This is a genomic window from Hallella mizrahii (genome assembly GCF_009695775.1).
Classification (GTDB): Bacteria; Bacteroidota; Bacteroidia; order Bacteroidales; family Bacteroidaceae; genus Prevotella; species Prevotella mizrahii.
Genome location: NZ_VUNG01000017.1, coordinates 17934 through 39156 on the forward strand (window position 1 = coordinate 17934; position 21223 = coordinate 39156).

A 21223-nucleotide genomic window follows, 5' to 3' on the forward strand; every position below is an offset into this window, starting at 1 on the left:
TTAGTTGATTATCTTGTATTGACGTCAATAGGCGGACGGGCTTCAGTCCTTCGCCGTACTGGTTATCTTCTTGCACTTGGCAATATATTCTTCTGCCAGCTTGCGATCCTTCGAATCGGGATACTCGTTGACAAAGCCGTAGGCTTCATCTTCTGCATCCTGGAAACGCTCCATCTTCTTCGCCTCCACGCTCTGCTGTGCCAGCTCGTACTTGCTCTTCATGATCAGCAGGGCGAAGTCCTCGCGCCGCTTGGTATAAGGATAGTCCTTCAAGGCGTTCTCTGCCGTGACGATACAAGCCTCGTAGTTGTTGCCTCCGTCGGAGCAGTTGCCGAAATAGGTTCCGAGGTTGTAATACAGCCGGGCAGAATAGAACTCCTTCTCCACCAGCTTATCCTGCAAGTCGAAGAGGCGTTTCTGAGCTGTCTCCTTCATCTTGGCGTCGGGAAAGAGATCGAGATAGGTCTGAAAAGCCGATATGGCCTGCACCGTCTGGCTCTGGTCGAGACGGGGCTCGGGCGTAGACATGTAGAGACTTTGACCGACGTAGAAGTAAGCCATCTCGGCAAAGTAGCCACGGGGATAGCTCTTGGTGTACTTGCTGAATGTCTCAGACGCAGTCACGTAGTCACGGCTGCAATACTCAGCCATGCCCAACATATAGAGACATTCCTGAGCGTCGCGGCTACCCTTTTCCGGGACGATGAGATCCTGGAGAAGTGTCGTGGCACGCATGTACTTGCCCTCAGCAAAGCACTCCTTGGCGTATTCGTACTTATAGCGATAGTCTGTTGACTTATACACTCGGTTGAACTCTTGCGCGCAACTGGTGAACAACAAGGCAAAACCCAATGTCAGGAGACACGTTTTCTTCATATCTACACTTTTGAACTGCAAATTTACATATAAATATTTTATTCACAAAGGCATAGAACATTTTTTAGCATAAAATGTACGTCCTATGCTATAAAAGTCGTATATTTGCACTTATGAACTTCCAACTAACTTCAAAATACAAGCCAACAGGCGATCAGCCTCAGGCCATACGCCAACTGACAGAGGGCATCGAGCACGGCGATCCCGCACAAGTGTTGCTCGGCGTCACCGGGTCAGGCAAGACTTTCACTGTCGCCAACGTCATCGCCAACGTCAACAAGCCCACGCTGGTGCTCAGCCACAACAAGACGCTGGCCGCACAACTCTATGAGGAGATGAAAGGATTCTTCCCCAACAATGCCGTGGACTACTATGTCTCGTACTACGACTACTACCAGCCCGAGGCTTACCTTCCGGCTACGGATCTGTATATCGAGAAGGATCTGGCCATCAACGAGGAAATCGACAAGTTGCGCCTCGCCGCTGTCAGTGATCTGCTCTCGGGTCGTCAGGATGTCATCGTGGTGTCGTCGGTGTCGTGTATCTATGGCATGGGCGGTCCCGTCGCCATGCAGGAAAGCATCATCGACATCAAAAAAGGACAGAAAATCGACCGAAACGTGTTTCTGCGCAAGCTCGTCACCGCACTCTATGTCCGCAACGATATCGACCTGCAGCGTGGTTGCTTCTCGGTGAAGGGCGACACGGTAAACATCGCCATGGCCTATAGCGACAACATCCTGCGCGTGACTTGGTGGGACGACGAGATCGACAGCATCGAAGAATGCGACGCTGTGACCATGCACACGCTTCAGCGCTTCGAAGACTATCACATCTATCCCGCCAACCTCTTTGTCACCACGCAGGAGCAAACCAACAGTGCCGTGAGTCATATCCAGGACGATCTCGCCAAGCAGGTCGACTACTTCAAGGAGATGGGCGATGATCTGAAGGCGCAACGCATCAAGGAACGCGTGGAGTACGACCTGGAGATGATCAAGGAACTCGGGCATTGCTCGGGCATCGAGAACTATTCCCGCTACTTCGACGGCCGTGAACCGGGACAGCGTCCTTACTGTCTGCTCGACTTCTTCCCCAAAGACTATCTGATGGTCATCGACGAGAGTCACGTCAGCGTACCGCAGATCAGTGCGATGTACGGCGGCGACCGTGCCCGCAAGCAAAACCTCGTGCAATATGGTTTCCGCCTTCCGGCAGCCTTCGACAACCGTCCGCTGCGCTTCGAGGAGTTCCACGAGATGATCCACCAGGTCATCTATGTCTCTGCCACACCGGCCGACTATGAACTTCAGGAGGCTGACGGCGTCGTCGTGGAACAGCTCATCCGACCCACGGGACTGCTCGACCCAGAGATAGAGGTACGCCCCTCGGAAAACCAAATCGACGATCTGCTCGACGAGATCCTTACACGCAGCCACCGCGACGAGCGCGTGCTCGTCACCACACTGACCAAACGCATGGCCGAGGAACTCACCGAATACCTGCTCAACCACGGCGTGAAGGCCAACTACATCCATAGCGACGTGGCCACGCTCGACCGTGTGCAGATCATGAACGACCTGCGCGCCGGTGTCTATGACGTACTTGTCGGCGTGAACCTTCTGCGTGAAGGTCTCGACCTGCCGGAGGTTTCTCTTGTCGCCATCCTCGATGCCGACAAGGAAGGATTCCTGCGTTCCCACCGCTCACTGACGCAGACTGCCGGTCGTGCCGCACGTAATGTCAACGGCAAGGTGATCATGTATGCCGACACCATCACCGAAAGCATGCAGAAAACCATCGACGAGACAGCTCGAAGAAGAAGCATCCAGCTCAAATACAACGAGGAACATCACATCACGCCCAAGCAGATCGTCAAGGCCATCAAAAGCTCCATGCCACAGGCCAAGAGCGAGGAGACGAGCATGCGCCGAGCCACAGACAAGCCGATTGCGTACAGCGGACCGGAAGAAACCACTGAAGTGGCTGCCGACCCAATCATCCTGCGCATGACAAGACCGGAGTTGGAGAAGAGCATCGCCAACACCAAGGCGCTCATGGAGCAGGCTGCCAAAGATCTCGACTTCATACAAGCCGCACAATATCGCGACGAGATCGTAAGGCTCGAAAAGGAGTTGGAGCTGAAAAAATAATGAGAGAGACAGGGGCTAAAACGCCCTGTCGCTTCTCTCAAACGCCCTATCCTCTCTATAAATTCTATGACTTCTAATGCTTCTATCATCGGGGATAAGATCATGGAAACATCCGAGGCCCTATAACTTCTATGGCATCTATAGCTTCTTTCATCTCTCTTTCTTCTATACCAAACAAACGTTAAAACCCACACCCCGGCTTTGTAATACCACATTATTTCGTAACTTTGCAATAATATAGACAAACATTGGATTATGAAAAAAATCATCATAGCGTTGTTGGCCTTCCTGCCCCTGACTTGCATGGCCCAAAACACGTGGGAAGCCCCTACTGTAGACTCTACACAGATCAAGGCTGAGCAAGCCCAAAAGGCAAAGGCTGAAGCACAGAAGAAATTGGAAAATGCCAAATATCTCGCCGGGGCCGTACCCGAAACAGACGGGAAAGTAGTCTTCACCCTCGACCGCGATGTGCCCGGAAAGACCGCTGACCAAATCTATTCCGCCGTCTTTGCTGCCCTGCAGGCACTCACACAAGAGCAATGCGAGTTCCCCAACAGCAAGATATCCGTGGTCAACAAAGGCGAGCACACCATTGCAGCACGATACAAGGAGTGGCTGGTGTTTCAGAGTACCTTCCTCTCGCTCGACCGCACCGTGTTTAACTATACGATCATCGCCAAGGCTACCGACGGCCACATTCACTGCACGCTGGAGCGCATCTCCTATCAGTATGAGATGGACCGCGGTGATTCCGAGGGCATGTCGGTCAAGGCTGAAGACTGGATCACGGACAAATATGCGCTGAACAAGAAAAAGACCAAACTGCTCAAAGGCAGCGGCAAGTTCCGCCGAAAGACCATCGACCGCAAGGACAACATCTTCGGAAAGCTCTGCCAAGCCCTGCAGATCAAATACTGATCCCTCCTCACCCAATATACCCGCGCGTCACCCCCCATGCCACTTACCCTTCCACAGGTTGGCAACCATAAAACAAAAGATTGACAGATGGACGACAACTCACAAATCGAACACCGCAGCAGGCTCGAACCTATCAAACAAAAGGGACAATATCCCGTGTTGCGCAACTGGCTCAACGCCATCTTTATGATTGGCGCAATTATCGGCGTTGCCGTGTTCTATTGGTCCGACGATACCGTCGGCACGATCATCATTCTCGCTTCCATGGTTTTCAAAATCATCGAATGCGGTTTAAGATTCCTGAAATGAAGAAGATACTCTCGCTGCTCTTCCTTCTCGCTATCCATTTCTCACTGTCTATGGCGCAAAACACCTTAGACAATGACAACTTCAACCAAATCAACGAGAACGGAGACATCAGCCGCAGAAGCGGAAGAAACAACACCGACTCGCTCGGATCGGACAAAGAGATTCCAAAGGGAATCTATGTCTGGACCATTGACGAACGCTTTGGCGACCGCACGCCCGCACCCCTCGACACCATGTCGCACATGTTTCCAAACACTGTCTTCGCCACGGGACTTCGTGGTGAATACAACACCACGGGCAACCTCGGATCGGCACGGCAGGCACGCATCTTCATCGACCGAAACAGCCAGGGACAGTTTATCTTCACCCAACCCTACGACTATTTTGTAAAGCCCGTCAGCGAGTTTCACTTCACCAACACGCTTTCTCCCTTCACCAACCTGACGTACAACAATTGCGGCGACCGCACCAATGGTGAAGATCACTTCACGGCGAAGTTCGGCGTCAACGCTGGCAAGAAACTCGGCGTCGGATTCAACTTCGACTATATCTACGCGCGTGGCTATTACGACAGTCAGGCGGCATCGCATTTCAACTATACCATGTACGGCTCCTACCTTGGAGAGCGATACCAGGCCCACCTTCTCGCTTCTACCAACCACGAGAAGGTGACTGAGAACGGCGGTATCACCAACGACGACTATATCACGCATCCCGAGGCCTTCACCGACAACTATGCCGAAAACGAGATCCCGACGATGCTCACGCAAAACTGGAACCGCAACGACAACCAGCACGTCTTCTTCTCCCAGCGCTACAGCATCGGATTCAACCGCAAAGTGCCTATGACCGCCGAAGAGATTAAGGCGAAGAAGTTTGCCATGGCGTCCAAGAAAGAAGAACAGGAAAAGAAGGACAAGGAAAAACTCGAGAAAGAGGCCGCAAAACGTGGCGCAAAACTCTCTGAGAAGGATCTCAAGAACAAGAAGACGTTTGCCGGAAGACCCGACGACGCCAAGATCGCTGAAGGTCCTGCCAAGAACGACTCCATCGCCAAAGGCGGACGCATCAGCGTCAGCAGCAAGGCAGTTGCCGACAGCCTCATCGCTGCCGAGAAAAAAGCCAAGGCCGACACCTCGTGGCTCAAAAACGAATACGTGCCGGTCACCAGCTTCATCCATACCATCGCCTTTGACAACTACCGACGCATCTACGAGGCTTATCAGACTCCCGGAAACTATTATCTCGACAAATACACAGTAGCCGAGAAGCTCTCCGGCGACTCTATCTATGACCAGACCAAGAGTTGGACATTGCGCAACACATTTGCCATCTCGCTGCTCGAAGGGTTCAACAAATGGGTCAAGACGGGGGCAAAGATCTTTGCCGAGCACGAGCTGCGCCATTTCACGCTTCCCGACTCAGCCGGCGTCAGTTCTTGGAACGAGAACGCACTGAGCATTGGCGCGCAACTCAGCAAGACGCAGGGACAGACGCTCCACTACAACGTGACCGGACAGCTCGGCGTGGCAGGTATCAACGCCGGTGAGATACACATCAACGGCGGCGTGGACCTCAACTTCCCGCTTTTCAAGGACACGATGACGCTCGCCGCCTCAGGATTCTACGCCCACGAGAAACCCTCATTCTACTATCGCCACTATCAGAGTCGACACTACTGGTGGGACGATGAGGACATGAGCATGATCGATCACCTCCATCTGCAAGGACTGCTCAACTACCAGAAGACACGCACGCAACTGCGCTTTGCCTTCGACGAGCTACACAACTACACCTATTTCTCCACGGGTTACACCACCGAGAACGATCAACGCATATATAATAAGATGTCGGTCAACCAAGCCAGCTCGCCCATCAGCGTGTTCACAGCCGAAGCACGACAGAACATCACCTTTGGACTCCTCAACTGGGAAACCGTGGCCACCGTGCAGAAATCGACGGATGAAGACGCACTGCCCCTGCCATTGCTGAATGTCTACACCAATCTCTATCTGAAGTTCAAGATTGCCCACGTGCTGAAATGCGACTTAGGCGGTGACCTCCGCTACTTCACCGAGTACAACGCACCGGAATATGTGCCGGGCATCGGACAGTACGCCGTACAGGCCAACGACAGCAAGGTGAAAATCGGCAACTGCCCGATCATCAACGTCTATGCCAATTTCCACCTCCAGCACACCCGTTTCTTCGTGATGATGAGCCACGTCAATGCCAGCATAGGCAAGAAAAACTATTTCTTCGCTCCCCACTATCCGCTCAACGGCAGCGTGCTCCGCTTTGGCATCAGCTGGAACTTCTTCAACTAACAGTGAAGTAAAGCAAGATTAAAGATATTGACAAAAACACATCACCGCGTAGTTTCATTCTAGAGAAGTCCCTACGCACTGTACACGGGAAAATCGGCTTCATCCAAGCAAAAAAACGATTTTCCTTTGTCAGAACACTGGTTTGACCTTGTCATCTCGGTTGTTTGACCAGATGAAACAACTGAGATGAGCGGGTCAAACAACTGAGATGACAGCAAGAAAAAGGTACTTTGACGCGAATTCTATATGAGAATTCCATCGTCAAAGTACTTTTTTTCATGGTAGAGAAATACAAAGTATGTATAACTTGCTACAAATCAAGGCTTTACAGAAAACTGTCTAAAAATCGCGCAAATCAGAGCAAGGTATGGTTTGCTTCAGAAAATCGCAGCCACGCAGGCGGAAAATTGTCAGTTTATACAACAATCCATACCATCCGACTTCATTTGGATCAGGTGATCGCTTTTGTCCAAGTTTTCCCCAACCTTTCCTTTTCGTAACGATTCACCGAATTCTTTTCGGTTGATAGCATCCACTTTGTTTTGGTGGTATTACCTTGTTAACAGTACCGTATGCGGTGAGACCGTTGGAGCAGACAATGTCACGACCACTGGAGAAGTCCGTAAGTAGTTATTCGTTAGAAGTAAACTTTTGCAGCGTTGTCTTTTTATTTTTCTGTCTTTCGAAACAAAATTGTTGAATAGCTACTCTTTTTCGTCTCGTTCACCAGTATAGATTTTGTCAATTCCATTTATTTTTGTAACTTTACAAACGTAAAGATCCCATTACATGAACTGTTACCAACAACTGAGAACTATATGGATTTTAACGCTATTGCTGGCCGGCTTCCTCACTGCGCACGCGCAGGACGAGGTGCCACACTTCTTCCGACTGACCTACAACAACGGACTGTCGGACAACAAGGTCAACTGTATCATTAAAAGTCACGAAGGATACATTTGGGCAGGCACGCCACAAGGCCTCAACCGCTATGACGGCTTTCGCATACGAGTCTTTTACGCCAACCCCCGTGCACCCCATACGCTACCCGACAACAACATTCTCAACCTCTACGAGGATGCTGAGGGGCAACTGTGGGTCAACACGCCAGCAGGACACTGCCGCTTCAATCCTAAGACAGAACAAGTCAACAGAAACACTGACCAATGGTTGCATCAGCACCATGTCAGCGGGCATTTGCTGATGATGGACACTGACAAAAAACATAATCTCTGGATTTTGGCGGTCAGTCCTAACAAGCTCTACTACTATGATTTTCAGCGCCGTCACGCGACAGTGATGAAGGTGAGCCCACGACAGCTCAACAATGTCACCTCCATCCATGCCGAGGAGAAAGGACTATGTCTGGTCTACAACCGCGGCGCCATGGCGTGGGTCGACCGCAATAGCGGCACGATAGCGTGGACTGACCACTACATTCCCAACCACGACGCCACACCCAACCAGCATTATCACACCATCATCGACCGGCAGGGCAACCGATGGGCTTGGGCAGAAAACAAGGCCTACTGCTATCAGCGCAGCATCCACGCCTGGCGGCTCATCTACGACAGACCAGTCAACGACGTGGCCTTGGACCACGGGGGGCATGTGCTGCTCGCCACAGACCACAACGGACTGGTCATGCTCGACAAGAAGGGAAAGGAGCTGAATCATTGGCTCAACCTCCCTACCGACTCCCGCTCGTTGTCGGACAACACGCTGCAATGCCTCTATGTCGACGATCACGACGCCCTGTGGATCGGCTTCTACCGCATGGGCATGGCCGTGCGCGCCACACAGCACAGTCTCTTTAAACTCATTCCCCTGGGCGACATCTGCACGATGACACAGGGACGCGACGGATATATCTGGCTCGGCACCAACGACAACGGCATCTGGAGATATGATCTGAAGAAAAACCTCCGGCACATCTCTCCCGCACAAAGCGGACTCTCATCCGAGGTCATCGTCGCAGCCCTGACTGACAAGGACGGCAGCCTATGGTTCGGATCCTATCAGGGCGGACTCGCCCACCTCAAAGACGGCAGATGGACCACCTACCGGCAACACAACTCCCAGCTTGCCATCAACAGCGTATGGGCGCTGGCACAACTGCATGATGGAAGTATCGCCATCGCCACACTCGGTGGCGGACTACAGATCCTGGACTGCCAAAGCGGTAAGTTCACCACCTACAACACCCGCAACAGCAACATCACCTCTGACTACCTCTCCAGTCTGTCGGTGGCTGCCGACGGCACCCTGGCCATCGGACACTCACAGGGCATCTCGCTGCTCCGCCCGGGAAAGCACAGATTTCAGAACATTGGACAGTCTGGAGACCCGAAAGGCAACAAACTCACAAGTCTGTCTGTCAACCAAGTACTCTACGACACCCATGCCCGACTGTGGATTGCCAACACTTCCGGACTGAACGTCCTTGAGCCCAACGGACAACAGCTCAACGAGGTGAACCTGCAAAACCAAAATTCCCATACCGAGGTCTGTGCACTCGCCGAGGACCACTACCATAACATCTGGGCCAGCACGAGTAACGGCCTCATGCGCATCTCGGTCCAACAAAGTAAAGACGGCAGCCGGTACCTTGTCACACCTTACGGTCATGCAGGTGGCTTGCAAAACCGATTGTTCAACAAACGGTCAATTCTCTGCCTGCGCGACGGCCGCGTACTTGTGGGTGGCATCGACGGCATCAACATCGTACTGCCCTGGAAAGCCCGACAGCAACAAAGCAAAGCGCATCTGATCTTCAGTGGTCTGACGCTCTTTGACCATGTAGTGGGCGTGGGTGACTCAATCAATGGACACGTAGTCCTCACGCAGTCGCTCAACAGCCTGCGCAAGCTGGTACTCAACCACGACGAAAACACATTTACCATACAACTGGCCACGACGCTCGCAGGACAGCAGACTCAGCCACAGATACTCTATCGCCTTCGTGGTGAGGAAAAACAGTGGTCTGTCGCATCCGGCAATGATCCCTGTGTGCATCTGACCAATCTCTCTCCAGGAAAATACACCTTGGAAGTCAGACTGACCGATGCCAACGGCCTGCCCTCACAGCAGATTGAACAGATGAGCATTGTGATCCGACAACCATTTTACCTGCAGCCATGGGCACTGCTCATCTATCTGACGTTGGCAGCCTTGGCTGTTTGGAACGGACGCAGAAGGTGGAGACTACGCAGAACGAATGAGTTGGAGAAAATGGAACTCAAGAAGCAAAAAGAGATCGAAGAGGCCAAGATGGTCTTCTTCACCAATATCAGCCACGAGCTGCGCACTCCACTGACTCTCATCATTGCGCCCATAGAGAGCATGATGAAGCAAAACTACGACACGGCAACGCTCCATAAGCTTCACCTCATCAACCGCAATGCACACCAACTGCTGATGATGGTCAACAAAATGCTGGACCTCAGACGCATCATGCGAGGAAAAGAAAAGATTGCTCTCAGCACGGGCGACCTGATCACTTTCGTGCATGAGCTGTGCGAACCGTTTGCCTCGCTGTCAGAGAAAGCCATCACGCTGACGTTCCATACCGACGTGGCCCGACTCACACTGGCATTTGACAAAGGTAAAGTAGACAGGATGGTCACCAACCTGCTGTCAAATGCCTATAAGTTCACACCACAAGGTGGGCGCGTCGACGTCACCGTCAGCCTTGAGGACCATCGCCAGGTGCTCATCAGCGTGGCGGACAACGGGCCGGGAATCAGCGACCAGGACAAGGCTCATCTCTTTGAGCGCTTCTATCAAGGAGAGGACGGCAAGGAACAGATGGGTAGCGGCATCGGACTCAACCTGTCATGGGAATATGCCAAAATGCTTGGCGGAACCATCAAGGTAGAGGACAACAAGGGAGGGGGCGCACGCTTCACCATCGTGCTGCCGGCAAAAGATTTGCAAGTGGAGGGAGACGGATATGTCCAGGCCTTGGGCAACGCCGGCATGGCGCAAGACTCTTTTGCTGTTTGCAACACGGCCGACGGTGAACGATCTGACACTAATGAGCATCAGCCCACACTGCTACTCGTCGACGACAATCCCGACTTTCTCAACTTTCTCAAAACAGAACTGCAAGCCTCCTATCGGATTCTCTGCTCAGAAAACGGCAAGCTGGCACTCGATGTCATCCATCATGAGATACCCGACCTGGTGATCACCGATGTGATGATGCCGGAGATGGATGGTAACGAACTGTGCCGGCAAATTAAGGGAAACGACCGGACACATCATCTGCCCGTGATGATGCTCACCGCAAGACTGGCCGATGAGAATGAAATCGAGAGCCGCGAATGCGGGGCCGACGACTATATCAAGAAGCCATTCAGCATGGACCTCTTCAAACTGCACATCGACCAGTTGCTCAAACAAGGACGCATCGTCGACAACGGCAAAGTAGATCCAAAGATCAGCAAACCAACGATCACACCACAGGATGAGGTTTTTATCGACAAGGCGACACTCTACGTCGAGGAACATCTCAGCGACCCGGAACTCACCGTGGAGCAGATGAGTGATGACCTGGCCATGAGCCGTGTGCAACTCTATCGGCGACTGGTCGGCGTGACGGGCAAGACACCAAGCGAATTCATACGCCTCGTACGACTGCGCCATGCTGAACGATTGCTGGTGCAAAGCCAGTTGAGCATCGCTGAGATCAGCTACAAGGTGGGCTTCTCTTCCACCCGCTACTTCTCACGCTGTTTCAAGGATCTCTATGGCTACCTGCCTTCAAAGTACAAAAAGAATGCTGAGTGATCCCATTTACGAGCATACGCTGTCTTGGAGTTTAAAGCTCCGCTACGCAAAATAAAGAAGAACCAACGAATATAACCTTAATTCCGCAACACTATTACAAATATAACTTTTTAAGTACCTGAGCAACAAAAAGTTGCTCAGGATTTTGCCATGTCAGATTTTTCACTTATCTTAGTGCTGCAAAACAAACAAGATAAAAATCTGCATTGACATGGCAAATTTAGATAAAAACTTCGGTTTACACAACAACGTAGATAAAAAACGAAGAAATTGTCTATCCACCGCACCCATTCGGGGTGTTTTTGCAATGAGTCAAGGCCCACATACGCTCAATCCTGCCAGAAACGTGCTCTATGTCACAATTGTTTTGTATATTTGGGGCGATATTTTAATTGTTTAACCCTTAAATTGCAGGCTTATGAGAGCAGTATGCGGCCTTGACGTGCACAAAGATAGCGTATTTCTTTGTATCCTCCGCGAAAATGGAGAAAAAAATTGAGAAAGTGTTCGGAGTTTTAACACCAGAGCTTGACGCCATGCGCGATATGATGGTTTCACATGACGTTGGCGAGGTAGCAATGGAAAGCACGAGCTTGTATTGGATACCTGTGAGGAGAGTGCTTGAGGCAGACTTTGACCTCAAGCTTGTCAATCCCTATTTCATCCGCCAGCTTCCCGGAAGGAAAAGCGACGTGAAGGATGCCCAGTGGATTGCAGAGTGCGTGATGAAGGATCTCATCTCCAAGAGCTTCGTGCCGCCGGAGATAATCCAGCAGCTTCGCCAATACGACAGGCGCATATTTGACCTTGACACGGAAATCGTGCGCAAGCTCTCCAAGCTTGACGGCGTGATGCAGCGGTGTAACATCCGCCTGAGCAATTATGTGTCAAACACGGACAGCGTCAGCTACAAGGAAGTTGTCAGGGCACTTTCAGAGGGACCACTTCCGAATTTGTGCCCAGCAGAGTATCAGGTTAGAATAAAAGCCATCAAGAATCGGTCTGGGGATTGGGGAATTCAAGATAGATTTACAAATATATCATGGAATGTCGTAAATTAGATAAAAATGGAACTCACAGAAGAACAGAAGAAATTGGGCTTGCCACAAGCCTGGTGGGACAATCAGGAAGGATGCAAAAGGGATATAGAGTACTCCAGAGAGCATCCTCTATCGCCAGAAGAACTTCAGGAACAAATAAACAACAGCAAGGCAGCTTTACAAAATCAAGCTTCCTTGAAGAAGTAGAGAAAGCTGCCAGAGAGAAAAATTTCTGGATCAGATGCGATTTTCGTGGAACGGTTCTGCTATCCGCTTCCTGCTACAGGGTGGTCTGTCAATGTGCTTGGTGGGCTGAATCTGATGGCTCTTACCCTTCGTGGTCGATGTGGAACCAGTCGATGTCGATGTAGCCGCCTTTCTGCTTGGTGGCGTAGTTGAAAATGGCAAACTTGGTGCCCATGAAGAATGTGTTCCCGTCGAATATCATCTTCATGTCGCTGCCAATAGGGATGAAATCCTTTCCATCCAGGCTGTAGGCAAATGTTGCGATGTCGCGTCCGTTGGTAAAGTCACCATATACGCGGAGGTAGACAGGCCGTTTTGTTCCTGGAATCCTGACTTTGGCTTTCTGCTCGACTCTTACCTTGCTTACTGTATGCTGCTTGTCCAGTTCGATGTTCTGTACCTCCATGGACAGGACGGACGACTTGCCGTTCCTGGAGATGCAGAGTACTCCGCTGGTTCCGCAGAAAGCTGACAGTCCGCACTTGTCGCCATCTTGCATCTTGCTGATGTCAAGGCATACGGTACCTACACATTTCGGTCCCTCCATGCGTTGTGTGATGGTATTTGGCGCTACGAACAGGTTGTCGACTACGCGGCTGGTCTTCATGCGCAGATATCCATGGCGTTCTGTAAGGCTCCAGGCTTCGTTGACTGGGTTGTGGTTCCACTGCCAGTAGAGCGAGAGTCTGTCGGAACTGAATTCGTCGTTGCCGAGAATGCCTGTCTGGTGGATGTACTTGGCGGAGGTGTCGTCTGGCACTTTTCCTTCAGCATTGCCAAGGACTGGCCACCCGTCTTCCCATCTGCATGGCAGGAGACATGGGGTGCGACCCACTCCGTTCCTGTCCTGAAAGAAGATGCCATACCATTCTCCTGTAGGGGAGTCTACTATACCGCCTTGTGCTACACCTGCGGTGGGAAATGGTGGCAGGGCGTGATTGAGTATTATCTTCTTCTCCCACGGGCCATCGAGGCTCTCTGCGCGATAGCATACTTCACGACGGATATTGTCGCGGGGCCATGAAATCATCAGAAGGTAGTATCTGCCGTTGATTTTCATCATGTTGTTTCCTTCAAGAAGTGCATTTTCTATGCCGTCGCGGACTGGGATGGAGAATCTGCGCAGTACGGCTTCCTGTCCCCATGTCTTGCCTGTCTCGTCGAGGATGGCGCGTGTCAGTTCCACTGCTTCTCCCGAATTGTAGAAGATATACACTCTGCCGTCATCGTCGATGAAGAAACTGCCGTCGTGGAAGTGGGGTGGGCGACTGACGAGTTTCCATGGTCCCTCTGCCTTGTCGGCGGTATAGAGAAATCCCTGGTATGGCTCTCCGTTGGTAGTGAACCAGACGTAGAACTTTCCGAAGTAGTGGCGGAGGCTGGCGGCCCATTGTCCTTGTCCATATACAGTCTTGCCATCTACGAGGTTGTAGCGGTCGCCGTCTTCAATTCGGTCGAACACATAGCTGACTGTCTCCCAGTGTTTCAGGTCCTTGCTTCGCATCATGGGTGCGCCGGGCATGAGGTGCATGGTTGTGGATATCATATAGTAATAGTCTCCAACCCGGCAGATGGTGTTGTCTGGCACGTCGGCATAGATAATCGGATTGCGATAGCCTTGAGCAGACGCTTCGCGAGTGAATAGTGATGGTTCGACAAACACACCAACCAAGTGAATGGCGAACAGTGCCGACAGCATCAGAATCCTTCCTGATGTGCTGCCTTGTGGTCTTGTAGTTTTAGGGAAAAGCATTTTTGGGAAATTGGGAATCCTTAATTCCGCAGCACTATAACATTAAACATATTTTAATATCCGAGCAACAAAAAGTTGCTCAGGATTTTGCCATGTCAGATTTTTCACTTATCTTAGTGCTGCAAAACAAACAAGATAAAAATCTGCATTAACATGGCAAAGATACAAATAAAATCTGAAAGATACAAATAAAATCTGAGAAAATCACACCTTTTGGTGGATTTTTTCCAATTATGGACTCATTTGACCGAGTTTTAAGCGGAGTTGTTGACTCGACTCTCGGTTTAAGAAGCAAACTTATCGGTTATCAATACAGCGAAATCATTCGTTCGCTAATGTGTGTGTACTTCTGTGGCGGCTCATGTATTGAGGATGTAACTACTCATTTGATGAGCCATCTCTCGCTTCACCCGACACTTCGCACCTGTAGTGCCGACACGATTCTCAGAGCCATAAAGGAACTGACTCAAGAAAACATATCATATACATCAGATACAGGCAAGACCTATGACTTCAACACGGCAGACAACCTGAACACGTTGCTCCTGAACTGTCTGTTTGCAACGGGGCAGTTGAAGGAAGGAGAAATGTATGATGTTGACTTCGACCACCAGTTCATAGAGACAGAGAAGTATGATGCAAAGCCTACATACAAGAAGTTCCTTGGCTATCGTCCAGGCGTGGCAGTCGTCGGAGACTTGATTGTCGGCATAGAGAACAGTGACGGCAACACAAACGTGCGTTTCCACCAGAAGGACACGCTGAGCAGATTCTTTGAGAGACTTGAACGGAAAGGGCTGGCCGTCAATCGTTTCAGGGCAGACTGCGGTTCATGCTCGGACGATATTGTGGAAGAAGTTGAAAAACACTGCAAGACCTTCTATATCCGTGCCAACCGCTGCACTTCGCTCTATAATAACATCTTTGCTCTCAGAGGCTGGAAGACGGAGGAGATTAATGGTATTGAGTTTGAACTTAATTCCATTCTTGCAGAGAAGTGGAAAGGGAAGGCGTACCGTCTTGTGATTCAAAGACAGAAGCGAATGGACGGTGTGCTTGACCTTTGGGAAGGCGAATACACCTACCGCTGCATCCTGACTAATGACTACGAGTCTTCCATGCGAGAGATTGTGGAGTTCTACAATCTTCGCGGAGGGAAGGAGCGCATCTTTGACGATATGAACAATGGTTTCGGATGGGACAGGCTCCCTAAATCATTTATGGCGGAGAACACGGTGTTCCTTCTTCTTACAGCACTTATCCGCAACTTCTACAGATTCATCATGGAGAGGCTTGACGTGACGAAGTTCGGGCTAAAGGTAACAAGTCGCATCAAGGCGTTTGTCTTCAGGTTTATTTCTGTACCAGCCAAGTGGATTAAGACATCAAGGCAGTATGTGTTGAATATCTACACATGTAACAACGCTTATGCTGAGGTTTTCCAGACCGACTTCGGATGACACCGACAACTTATGGTCGTGATTTTGCGTATTGCCTCAAGTCGCATGGTGGGGTAAGGGGATTTTATGCGTCTTTGTGGCGATTTTTGCTGCGTTGCACCCTCTTTTGCCACAGTGTCGCTACCTTTTTGACCTCTGTGTCATCTTATGAGGGCGGTTGCGGATTTGAGGTATAAAGAATATATTATAGGTAACTCTCTGTGCGATTCTAAATCTATCAACACTATTCTTTATATTCGATTATATTCTTTAGTCCATCGAAGAAGGAGCGTTATAAGCCCAAGTGATGTTCGTGGACTATACAGGGGATGAACGAAAAGAGGAGAGTAACCCGTGGGCTGCTCTCCTCTATCTCTTTTCTTTGGCTTACCGCCAATCGTTTACTTCTCCAACAGTGCCTTGAACTTCTCCTCGAACTTATCCTTGGAGGCTGCACCGACAAACTTGTCGACGAGCTGACCGCCCTTGAAGAACAGCACGGTAGGGATGTTGCGCACGCCAAACTCCATGGCGATGTCGTCGTTCTCCTCTACGTCGCACTTGCCGACAACAAGCTTGCCGTCGTACTCCTGTGCCAGCTCAGAGATGATCGGAGCCACCATACGGCAGGGACCGCACCATGTTGCCCAGAGATCTACTACCAATGGCAGCTCGCCATTTTTATAAGTCTCGAAATTCTTGGTTGTAATTTCTACTTCCATTGCTTTACCTTTCTATTTTGTAACGTGATTAATTTCTGTTTGCAAAATTAAGCAATAAAGTTGAGAATCCCAAACTTTTCAAACAAAAGATAAAACGGCTCTAAAAACCTTAAAAGGCACATGCGGGCAAAGAATCCGACAGACACTGCACGGAAGAAGACTGACGCGACACGAAAGAAGGCTGACGCGGCAGTGACAGCTGCCATCTCTACGTCCAAGCCCACGCAGAGATGACAGCAGTGGCCGTGCAAGCGCACACTTAGAAGGTGACGAGACGTGAGCCGTCGGGTTGCTCAGCAATCGTGACTTTCACGGCATCGCCGGGCAGGATGTCCTCGATGAGCTCCGGCCACTCCAGGAAGCAGAGCGCACCACTATAGAAGTAATCTTCGTAGCCCATGTCGTAGACCTCCTCCAACTTCTTGATACGGTAGAAGTCGAAATGGTAGATGAGCTCGTCGGTCGTGGAAGAACGATACTCGTTGACAATGGCGAATGTGGGGGAAGTGATGACGTCCTCTACACCCAACTCTTCACAGATGGCTTTGATGAAAGTGGTCTTTCCCGCTCCCATCTTGCCGTAGAAGGCAAACACAGTGTGCTCGCCCATGGCTTTGATAAACTCACGAGCCGCCTCGCGGATCGTGTCCAGTGATTGAATCTTTATCTCCATAATGATAAATCTATGTTCTTTTCTTTGTTATATCATATATATGTATAAGGTATTCCGCATGTATTGATAAGTTACCCGGTATGTATTAGGTATGCGCTAACATTTATACATTATTATTTATACACTCTACATTATACATTCCTCAGTTAAGCACCAGCGTCATGTCCTGCCGCCCGTCGACGTACTCCACGAGTTGCTTGCCCACTTCCACGCGCTTGGTGGTAGCGCGAAGGAGCAACTTGGTGCCCGTCTCCTCGTCGTCGACATTGAAGTAGAGCTCTGTCCTGCCCGGTTTCTCCTCGACCAGCGAGAGCAGGTCGCTGACCGTTGCCTCGTCGAGTGCCTTGCTCTTGACCGAGATCGTCAGCCGGTTGATGCGCGTGTCCTTGACTTTAGCGAGAAACTCCACGCTGATCACGTTGAAACTGTAGTATTGACTTGTCGGGAAACGCTTGAAACACTTGGCAATGACATACACCGGCGAGCCCTCCTTGAACCATCCTTGCCAGCGCGCCCAATCGTCGCCGAAGAGAGCAAGCTCTCCCGGCCCCTCGAAATCTTCTATAGTTACTATGCCGAAAGGCTCGCCACGCTTGTTGTAGCGCGTGTTGACTTTAGTGACCATTCCACCGAAAGTCAGTTCACCCCGCTGTGAGAGTTCCTCACGGTTGTCGCGGTTGCCGACTTCGGCGCAACTGGTATTGCACAGATGGCGCAGTACGATGGCGTACTCATCCAGCGGATGTGCACTGAGATAGATGCCGACGAGCTCCTTCTCCTTGCCCAAGCGCTCGATAGAGCTCCACGGCTCTGCCTTGGGCAACGGCGGCGTGGCCACGGCAATATCGCCGGCCATGGCCCCGAAGAGCGAGTTGGCAGCCTGACTCTTATCCTCCTGGTATTGCTGGCCGAAGCGCACGATGAGGTCGAGGAAAATCTCTCCTTTGGCGTTGGGTGCCAGATACTGCTCACGCTGATTGCCGAAACAGTCGAAGCCACCGCTGAGCGCCAGACTCTCAAAAGCCTTGCGGTTGACATCCTTCAGGCTGACACGCTCGGCAAAGTCGTAGATATCCTTATAAGGTCCGTTGGCTTCCCGTTCCCTGACGATGGCGGCGGCAGCGCCGGCGCCCATGCCCTTGATGGCAGAGAGGCCAAAACGGATCTCACCATTTTTGTTCACACCAAACTGCACATAGCTCTCGTTGACATCAGGTCCCAGCGTCGGGATGTTCATCGACTTGCATTCCTCCATGAGCTTGGTGATCTCGCCGATGTCGCTGTGGCGGCGTGTCATCAGGGCAGCCATGTATTCTGCCGGGTAGTGAGCCTTGAGATAGGCGGTCTGGTAGGCCACCCAGGAGTAGCAGGTAGCGTGAGACTTGTTGAAAGCATAGGAAGCGAACTTCTCCCAATCCGACCATATCTTCTCAAGCACCTTCGGGTCGTGACCGTTCTTCTGACCGCCTTCGAGAAAGAGCGGCTTCATCTGGTCGACGATCTTTTTCTTTTTCTTACCCATGGCCTTACGCAGGGCATCGCTCTGTCCACGCGTGAAGTTGGCCAGCTGACGCGAGAGAAGCATCACCTGCTCCTGATAGACGGTGATACCATAGGTGTCCTTGAGGTATTTCTCCATGCACGGAATGTCGTAGGTGATCGGTTCCTGTCCGTTCTTGCGGGCAATGAACGAGGGGATATAGTCCATTGGTCCCGGACGATAAAGGGCGTTCATAGCGATCAAGTCCTCAAAAACCGTCGGCTTAAGCTCACGCAGGTATTTCTGCATACCTGGCGACTCAAACTGGAAAGTACCGATGGTGCGTCCCTGCTGATAGAGTTTATAGGTGAGATCATCGTCGATCGGGATGTTGTCGAGGTCGATGACATCACCTGTCGTCTGCTTGATGACCTTGCAAGCCTCCTTCAACTCAGAGAGCGTCTTGAGTCCGAGGAAGTCCATCTTGATGAGTCCCGTGGACTCGATGACGTGTCCGTCGTATTGCGTGACGGCACATTTCAGTCCCGGGAAGTCAGGGTCGTCGGCCGTGGACACGGGGACCCAGTCGCTGATCGGGTCCCGGCAGATGATGAAACCACAGGCGTGAAGACCCGTGCCACGGATGGTACCCTCGAGCTGACGGGCATATTTGATGGTGTTGCGCTCACGGGGATCGGGCGAAGCCATTGCCTCGCGCAGCTCCGGCGTGCACTTGATGGCATTCTCGAGGTTCATCTTCATGCCGTCGGGCAGTCGGTCGGGGATAGCTTTCTTCAATGCGTTGGCCTTCTCCAAGGGGAGTTTCTCCACACGCGCCACGTCGGCGAGTGAGTTCTTCGTGGCCATACTGCCATAGGTGATGATGTGGGCACAGTTCTCGTGCCCGTATTTGTCCATGACCCAACGGAGCACCTTGCCACGCCCGTCGTCGTCGAAGTCGGTATCAATATCCGGTAGGTTGACACGATCGGGGTTGAGGAAACGCTCAAACAGCAAGTCGTATTTCAGCGGGTCTATCTTGGTGATACCCAGACAATAGGCGACAACAGAGCCGGCGGCAGAGCCACGTCCCGGTCCCACCCACACGCCGAGCTCGTTGCGGGCGGCATTGATGAAGTCCTGCACGATGAGGAAGTAGCCCGGGAAACCCATCGTCTTCATCACATGCAACTCGAAGTTGATATGCTCCTTGACGTTGTCGGGCAGCGGATCGCCGTAGCGTTTCTTCGCACCGTCGTAGGCGAGCTTGGCCAGATAGTCGGCCTCGAACTTGATGCGGTAGATCTTGTCGTAGCCGCCGAGTCGGTCGATGACGGCCTGCGCCTTGTCGGGAGGCAGAGGATTCTCGCCGTGCTCATCGGTAGTGAACTCTTTGAAGAGTTGCTCCTCGGTGAATTTCTTGTGCCATTCCTCTTCCGTACCGAAGCTCTCAGGGATGGGGAAGAACGGCATGATGGGTCCGTGGTCGATACTGTAGATCTCTACCTTATTGAGAATCTCCTGCGTGTTGCGCAACGCCTCGGGCACATCGCTGAAGATGTCGTTCATCTCCTGCTGTGTCTTAAACCACTCCTGCTTGGTATAGAGCATACGGGTGGGATCATCAAGATCCTTTCCGGTGGCCAGACAGAGCAGGTGGTCGTGGGCCTCAGCGGTGTCTTTGTCCTCGAAGTGACAGTCGTTGGTACATACGAGCTTGATGCCTTCTTCCTTTGCGATCTTCATCAGCACGGCATTGGCACGCTGCTGCAAGGGGAAGGTATCGCGGTTGGCACGGATGTTAGGGTCTTTAACCTCATGGCGCTGCAACTCGAGATAGTAGTCATCACCAAAGACCCGGTGGTACCAGCGGGCAGCTTCCTTGGCCCCCTCGATGTCGCCTTTGAGTATCTTGGCAGGCACCTCGCCGGCAATACACGCCGAGCAGACGATCAGATCCTCGTGGTATTTCTCCAAGTCGTAGCGGTCGGTACGTGGCCGGTAATAGTATCCGTCGGTCCAGGCACGGCTGACGAGCTTGATGAGATTCTTATATCCGTGGTAGTTCTTTGCCAAGACGATGAGGTGATAGCCCGATTTGTCACCAGCCTCCTTGTTCTTGTCCTCCTTGTGATGGTGCGCCACATACATCTCACAGCCAAAGATAGGCTTGAACGGCTCCAGTCCGTCGGCCTTGCGCTGCTTGTTGACACCGGCACAATAGTCCGAGAACTCCTTGATGCCATACATCACGCCGTGGTCGGTAATGGCCATGCCCTTCATGCCGTCCTTGATGGCTTTGTCGACCAGGTGAGGCACCTTGGACTGACCGTCAAGTATAGAATAATGAGTATGTACGTGCAAATGAACGAAATCTTCCATCAATTCTTCTCTTTGAAAGTAAAAAAGCTTATCATGTGCTTAATCCGAGTGTAAAGTTACGCCTAAAAAGCGAGACAGCCAAAAGTAGCGTATAAAAAATTTGTAGGAGTG

Annotated in this window: 13 protein-coding genes and 1 pseudogene; 9 read left to right on the forward strand and 5 right to left on the reverse strand. The window is 51.4% G+C overall.

All coding sequences use genetic code 11. From position 1 onward, the window contains the following. Positions 1-42: 42 nt before the first annotated feature. The gene (locus tag FYJ73_RS07775) at positions 43-876 is read right to left on the reverse strand and encodes an outer membrane protein assembly factor BamD (RefSeq protein ID WP_154534154.1); all 834 of its coding nucleotides are present in this window, start codon (positions 874-876) and stop codon (positions 43-45) included. A 113-nt stretch (positions 877-989) separates the two neighbouring features. On the opposite strand from FYJ73_RS07775, the gene uvrB reads away from it, so the two are divergent. From uvrB to FYJ73_RS07815, 8 genes and pseudogenes are all read left to right on the forward strand, one after another. After that, complete coding sequence (uvrB, locus tag FYJ73_RS07780) at positions 990-3029, forward strand: excinuclease ABC subunit UvrB (RefSeq protein WP_154534155.1); 2040 nt, start codon at positions 990-992, stop codon at positions 3027-3029. Positions 3030-3284: 255 nt separating this feature from the next. Then, positions 3285-3950, forward strand: a complete 666-nt coding sequence (locus FYJ73_RS07785; RefSeq protein ID WP_154534156.1) for a DUF4468 domain-containing protein — start codon at positions 3285-3287, stop codon at positions 3948-3950. A gap of 87 nt (positions 3951-4037) precedes the next feature. Continuing rightward, positions 4038-4259, forward strand: a complete 222-nt coding sequence (locus tag FYJ73_RS07790; RefSeq protein ID WP_154534157.1) for a hypothetical protein — start codon at positions 4038-4040, stop codon at positions 4257-4259. Beyond that, the gene (locus FYJ73_RS07795; protein ID WP_154534158.1) at positions 4256-6586 is read left to right on the forward strand and encodes a putative porin; all 2331 of its coding nucleotides are present in this window, start codon (positions 4256-4258) and stop codon (positions 6584-6586) included. Before FYJ73_RS07790 ends, FYJ73_RS07795 begins: the two co-directional genes overlap by 4 nt. Before the next feature lie 789 nt (positions 6587-7375). Next, positions 7376-11377 (forward strand): hybrid sensor histidine kinase/response regulator transcription factor, encoded by a 4002-nt coding sequence (locus tag FYJ73_RS07800; protein WP_154534159.1) that lies wholly within the window; start codon positions 7376-7378, stop codon positions 11375-11377. Positions 11378-11588: 211 nt separating this feature from the next. Beyond that, positions 11589-11777, forward strand: a complete 189-nt coding sequence (locus FYJ73_RS07805; RefSeq protein ID WP_154534160.1) for a hypothetical protein — start codon at positions 11589-11591, stop codon at positions 11775-11777. An 18-nt stretch (positions 11778-11795) separates the two neighbouring features. After that, positions 11796-12318: pseudogene (locus FYJ73_RS07810) on the forward strand (IS110 family transposase); the annotation flags it as partial. Positions 12319-12444: 126 nt separating this feature from the next. Next, on the forward strand, positions 12445-12624 hold the full coding sequence (locus FYJ73_RS07815) for a hypothetical protein (protein ID WP_154534161.1): 180 nt from the start codon (positions 12445-12447) through the stop codon (positions 12622-12624). Between the two features lie 121 nt (positions 12625-12745). Here the strand turns inward: FYJ73_RS07815 and FYJ73_RS07820 are convergent, their stop codons facing one another. Beyond that, a complete protein-coding gene (locus tag FYJ73_RS07820) occupies positions 12746-14362 on the reverse strand; it encodes a glycoside hydrolase family 43 protein (protein ID WP_154534162.1) in 1617 nt (538 codons plus the stop codon). Between the two features lie 236 nt (positions 14363-14598). Between FYJ73_RS07820 and FYJ73_RS07825 the strand changes: the two genes are divergently transcribed. Beyond that, positions 14599-15876, forward strand: coding sequence for an IS1380 family transposase (locus FYJ73_RS07825; protein WP_336509589.1), 1278 nt, complete (start codon positions 14599-14601; stop codon positions 15874-15876). Between the two features lie 380 nt (positions 15877-16256). Here FYJ73_RS07825 and trxA read toward each other — a convergent pair whose 3' ends face one another. The 3 genes from trxA to dnaE all read right to left on the reverse strand — a co-directional run bounded on the left by trxA (position 16257) and on the right by dnaE (position 21112). Next, positions 16257-16577: a thioredoxin gene (gene trxA / locus FYJ73_RS07830; RefSeq protein ID WP_154534163.1), complete on the reverse strand. Its 321-nt coding sequence runs from the start codon at positions 16575-16577 to the stop codon at positions 16257-16259. A gap of 259 nt (positions 16578-16836) precedes the next feature. Further along, on the reverse strand, positions 16837-17250 hold the full coding sequence (gene tsaE, locus FYJ73_RS07835) for a tRNA (adenosine(37)-N6)-threonylcarbamoyltransferase complex ATPase subunit type 1 TsaE (protein WP_154534164.1): 414 nt from the start codon (positions 17248-17250) through the stop codon (positions 16837-16839). 142 nt (positions 17251-17392) lie between these two features. Then, entirely contained in the window at positions 17393-21112 is a 3720-nt protein-coding gene (dnaE, locus tag FYJ73_RS07840) for a DNA polymerase III subunit alpha (protein WP_154534165.1), read from the reverse strand. Positions 21113-21223 lie beyond the last annotated feature (111 nt).

Bases quoted from the DNA above. Each gene is read 5' to 3' on its own strand.
- FYJ73_RS07795 (WP_154534158.1), top strand. From the start codon at position 4,256: ATGAAGAAGATACTCTCGCTGCTCTTCCTTCTCGCTATCCATTTCTCA.
- FYJ73_RS07815 (WP_154534161.1), top strand. From the start codon at position 12,445: ATGGAACTCACAGAAGAACAGAAGAAATTGGGCTTGCCACAAGCCTGG.
- FYJ73_RS07805 (WP_154534160.1), top strand. From the start codon at position 11,589: ATGGCAAATTTAGATAAAAACTTCGGTTTACACAACAACGTAGATAAA.
- dnaE (WP_154534165.1), bottom strand. From the start codon at position 21,112: ATGGAAGATTTCGTTCATTTGCACGTACATACTCATTATTCTATACTT.
- FYJ73_RS07790 (WP_154534157.1), top strand. From the start codon at position 4,038: ATGGACGACAACTCACAAATCGAACACCGCAGCAGGCTCGAACCTATC.
- FYJ73_RS07800 (WP_154534159.1), top strand. From the start codon at position 7,376: ATGAACTGTTACCAACAACTGAGAACTATATGGATTTTAACGCTATTG.
- FYJ73_RS07775 (WP_154534154.1), bottom strand. From the start codon at position 876: ATGAAGAAAACGTGTCTCCTGACATTGGGTTTTGCCTTGTTGTTCACC.
- tsaE (WP_154534164.1), bottom strand. From the start codon at position 17,250: ATGGAGATAAAGATTCAATCACTGGACACGATCCGCGAGGCGGCTCGT.
- uvrB (WP_154534155.1), top strand. From the start codon at position 990: ATGAACTTCCAACTAACTTCAAAATACAAGCCAACAGGCGATCAGCCT.
- FYJ73_RS07820 (WP_154534162.1), bottom strand. From the start codon at position 14,362: ATGCTGTCGGCACTGTTCGCCATTCACTTGGTTGGTGTGTTTGTCGAA.
- trxA (WP_154534163.1), bottom strand. From the start codon at position 16,577: ATGGAAGTAGAAATTACAACCAAGAATTTCGAGACTTATAAAAATGGC.
- FYJ73_RS07785 (WP_154534156.1), top strand. From the start codon at position 3,285: ATGAAAAAAATCATCATAGCGTTGTTGGCCTTCCTGCCCCTGACTTGC.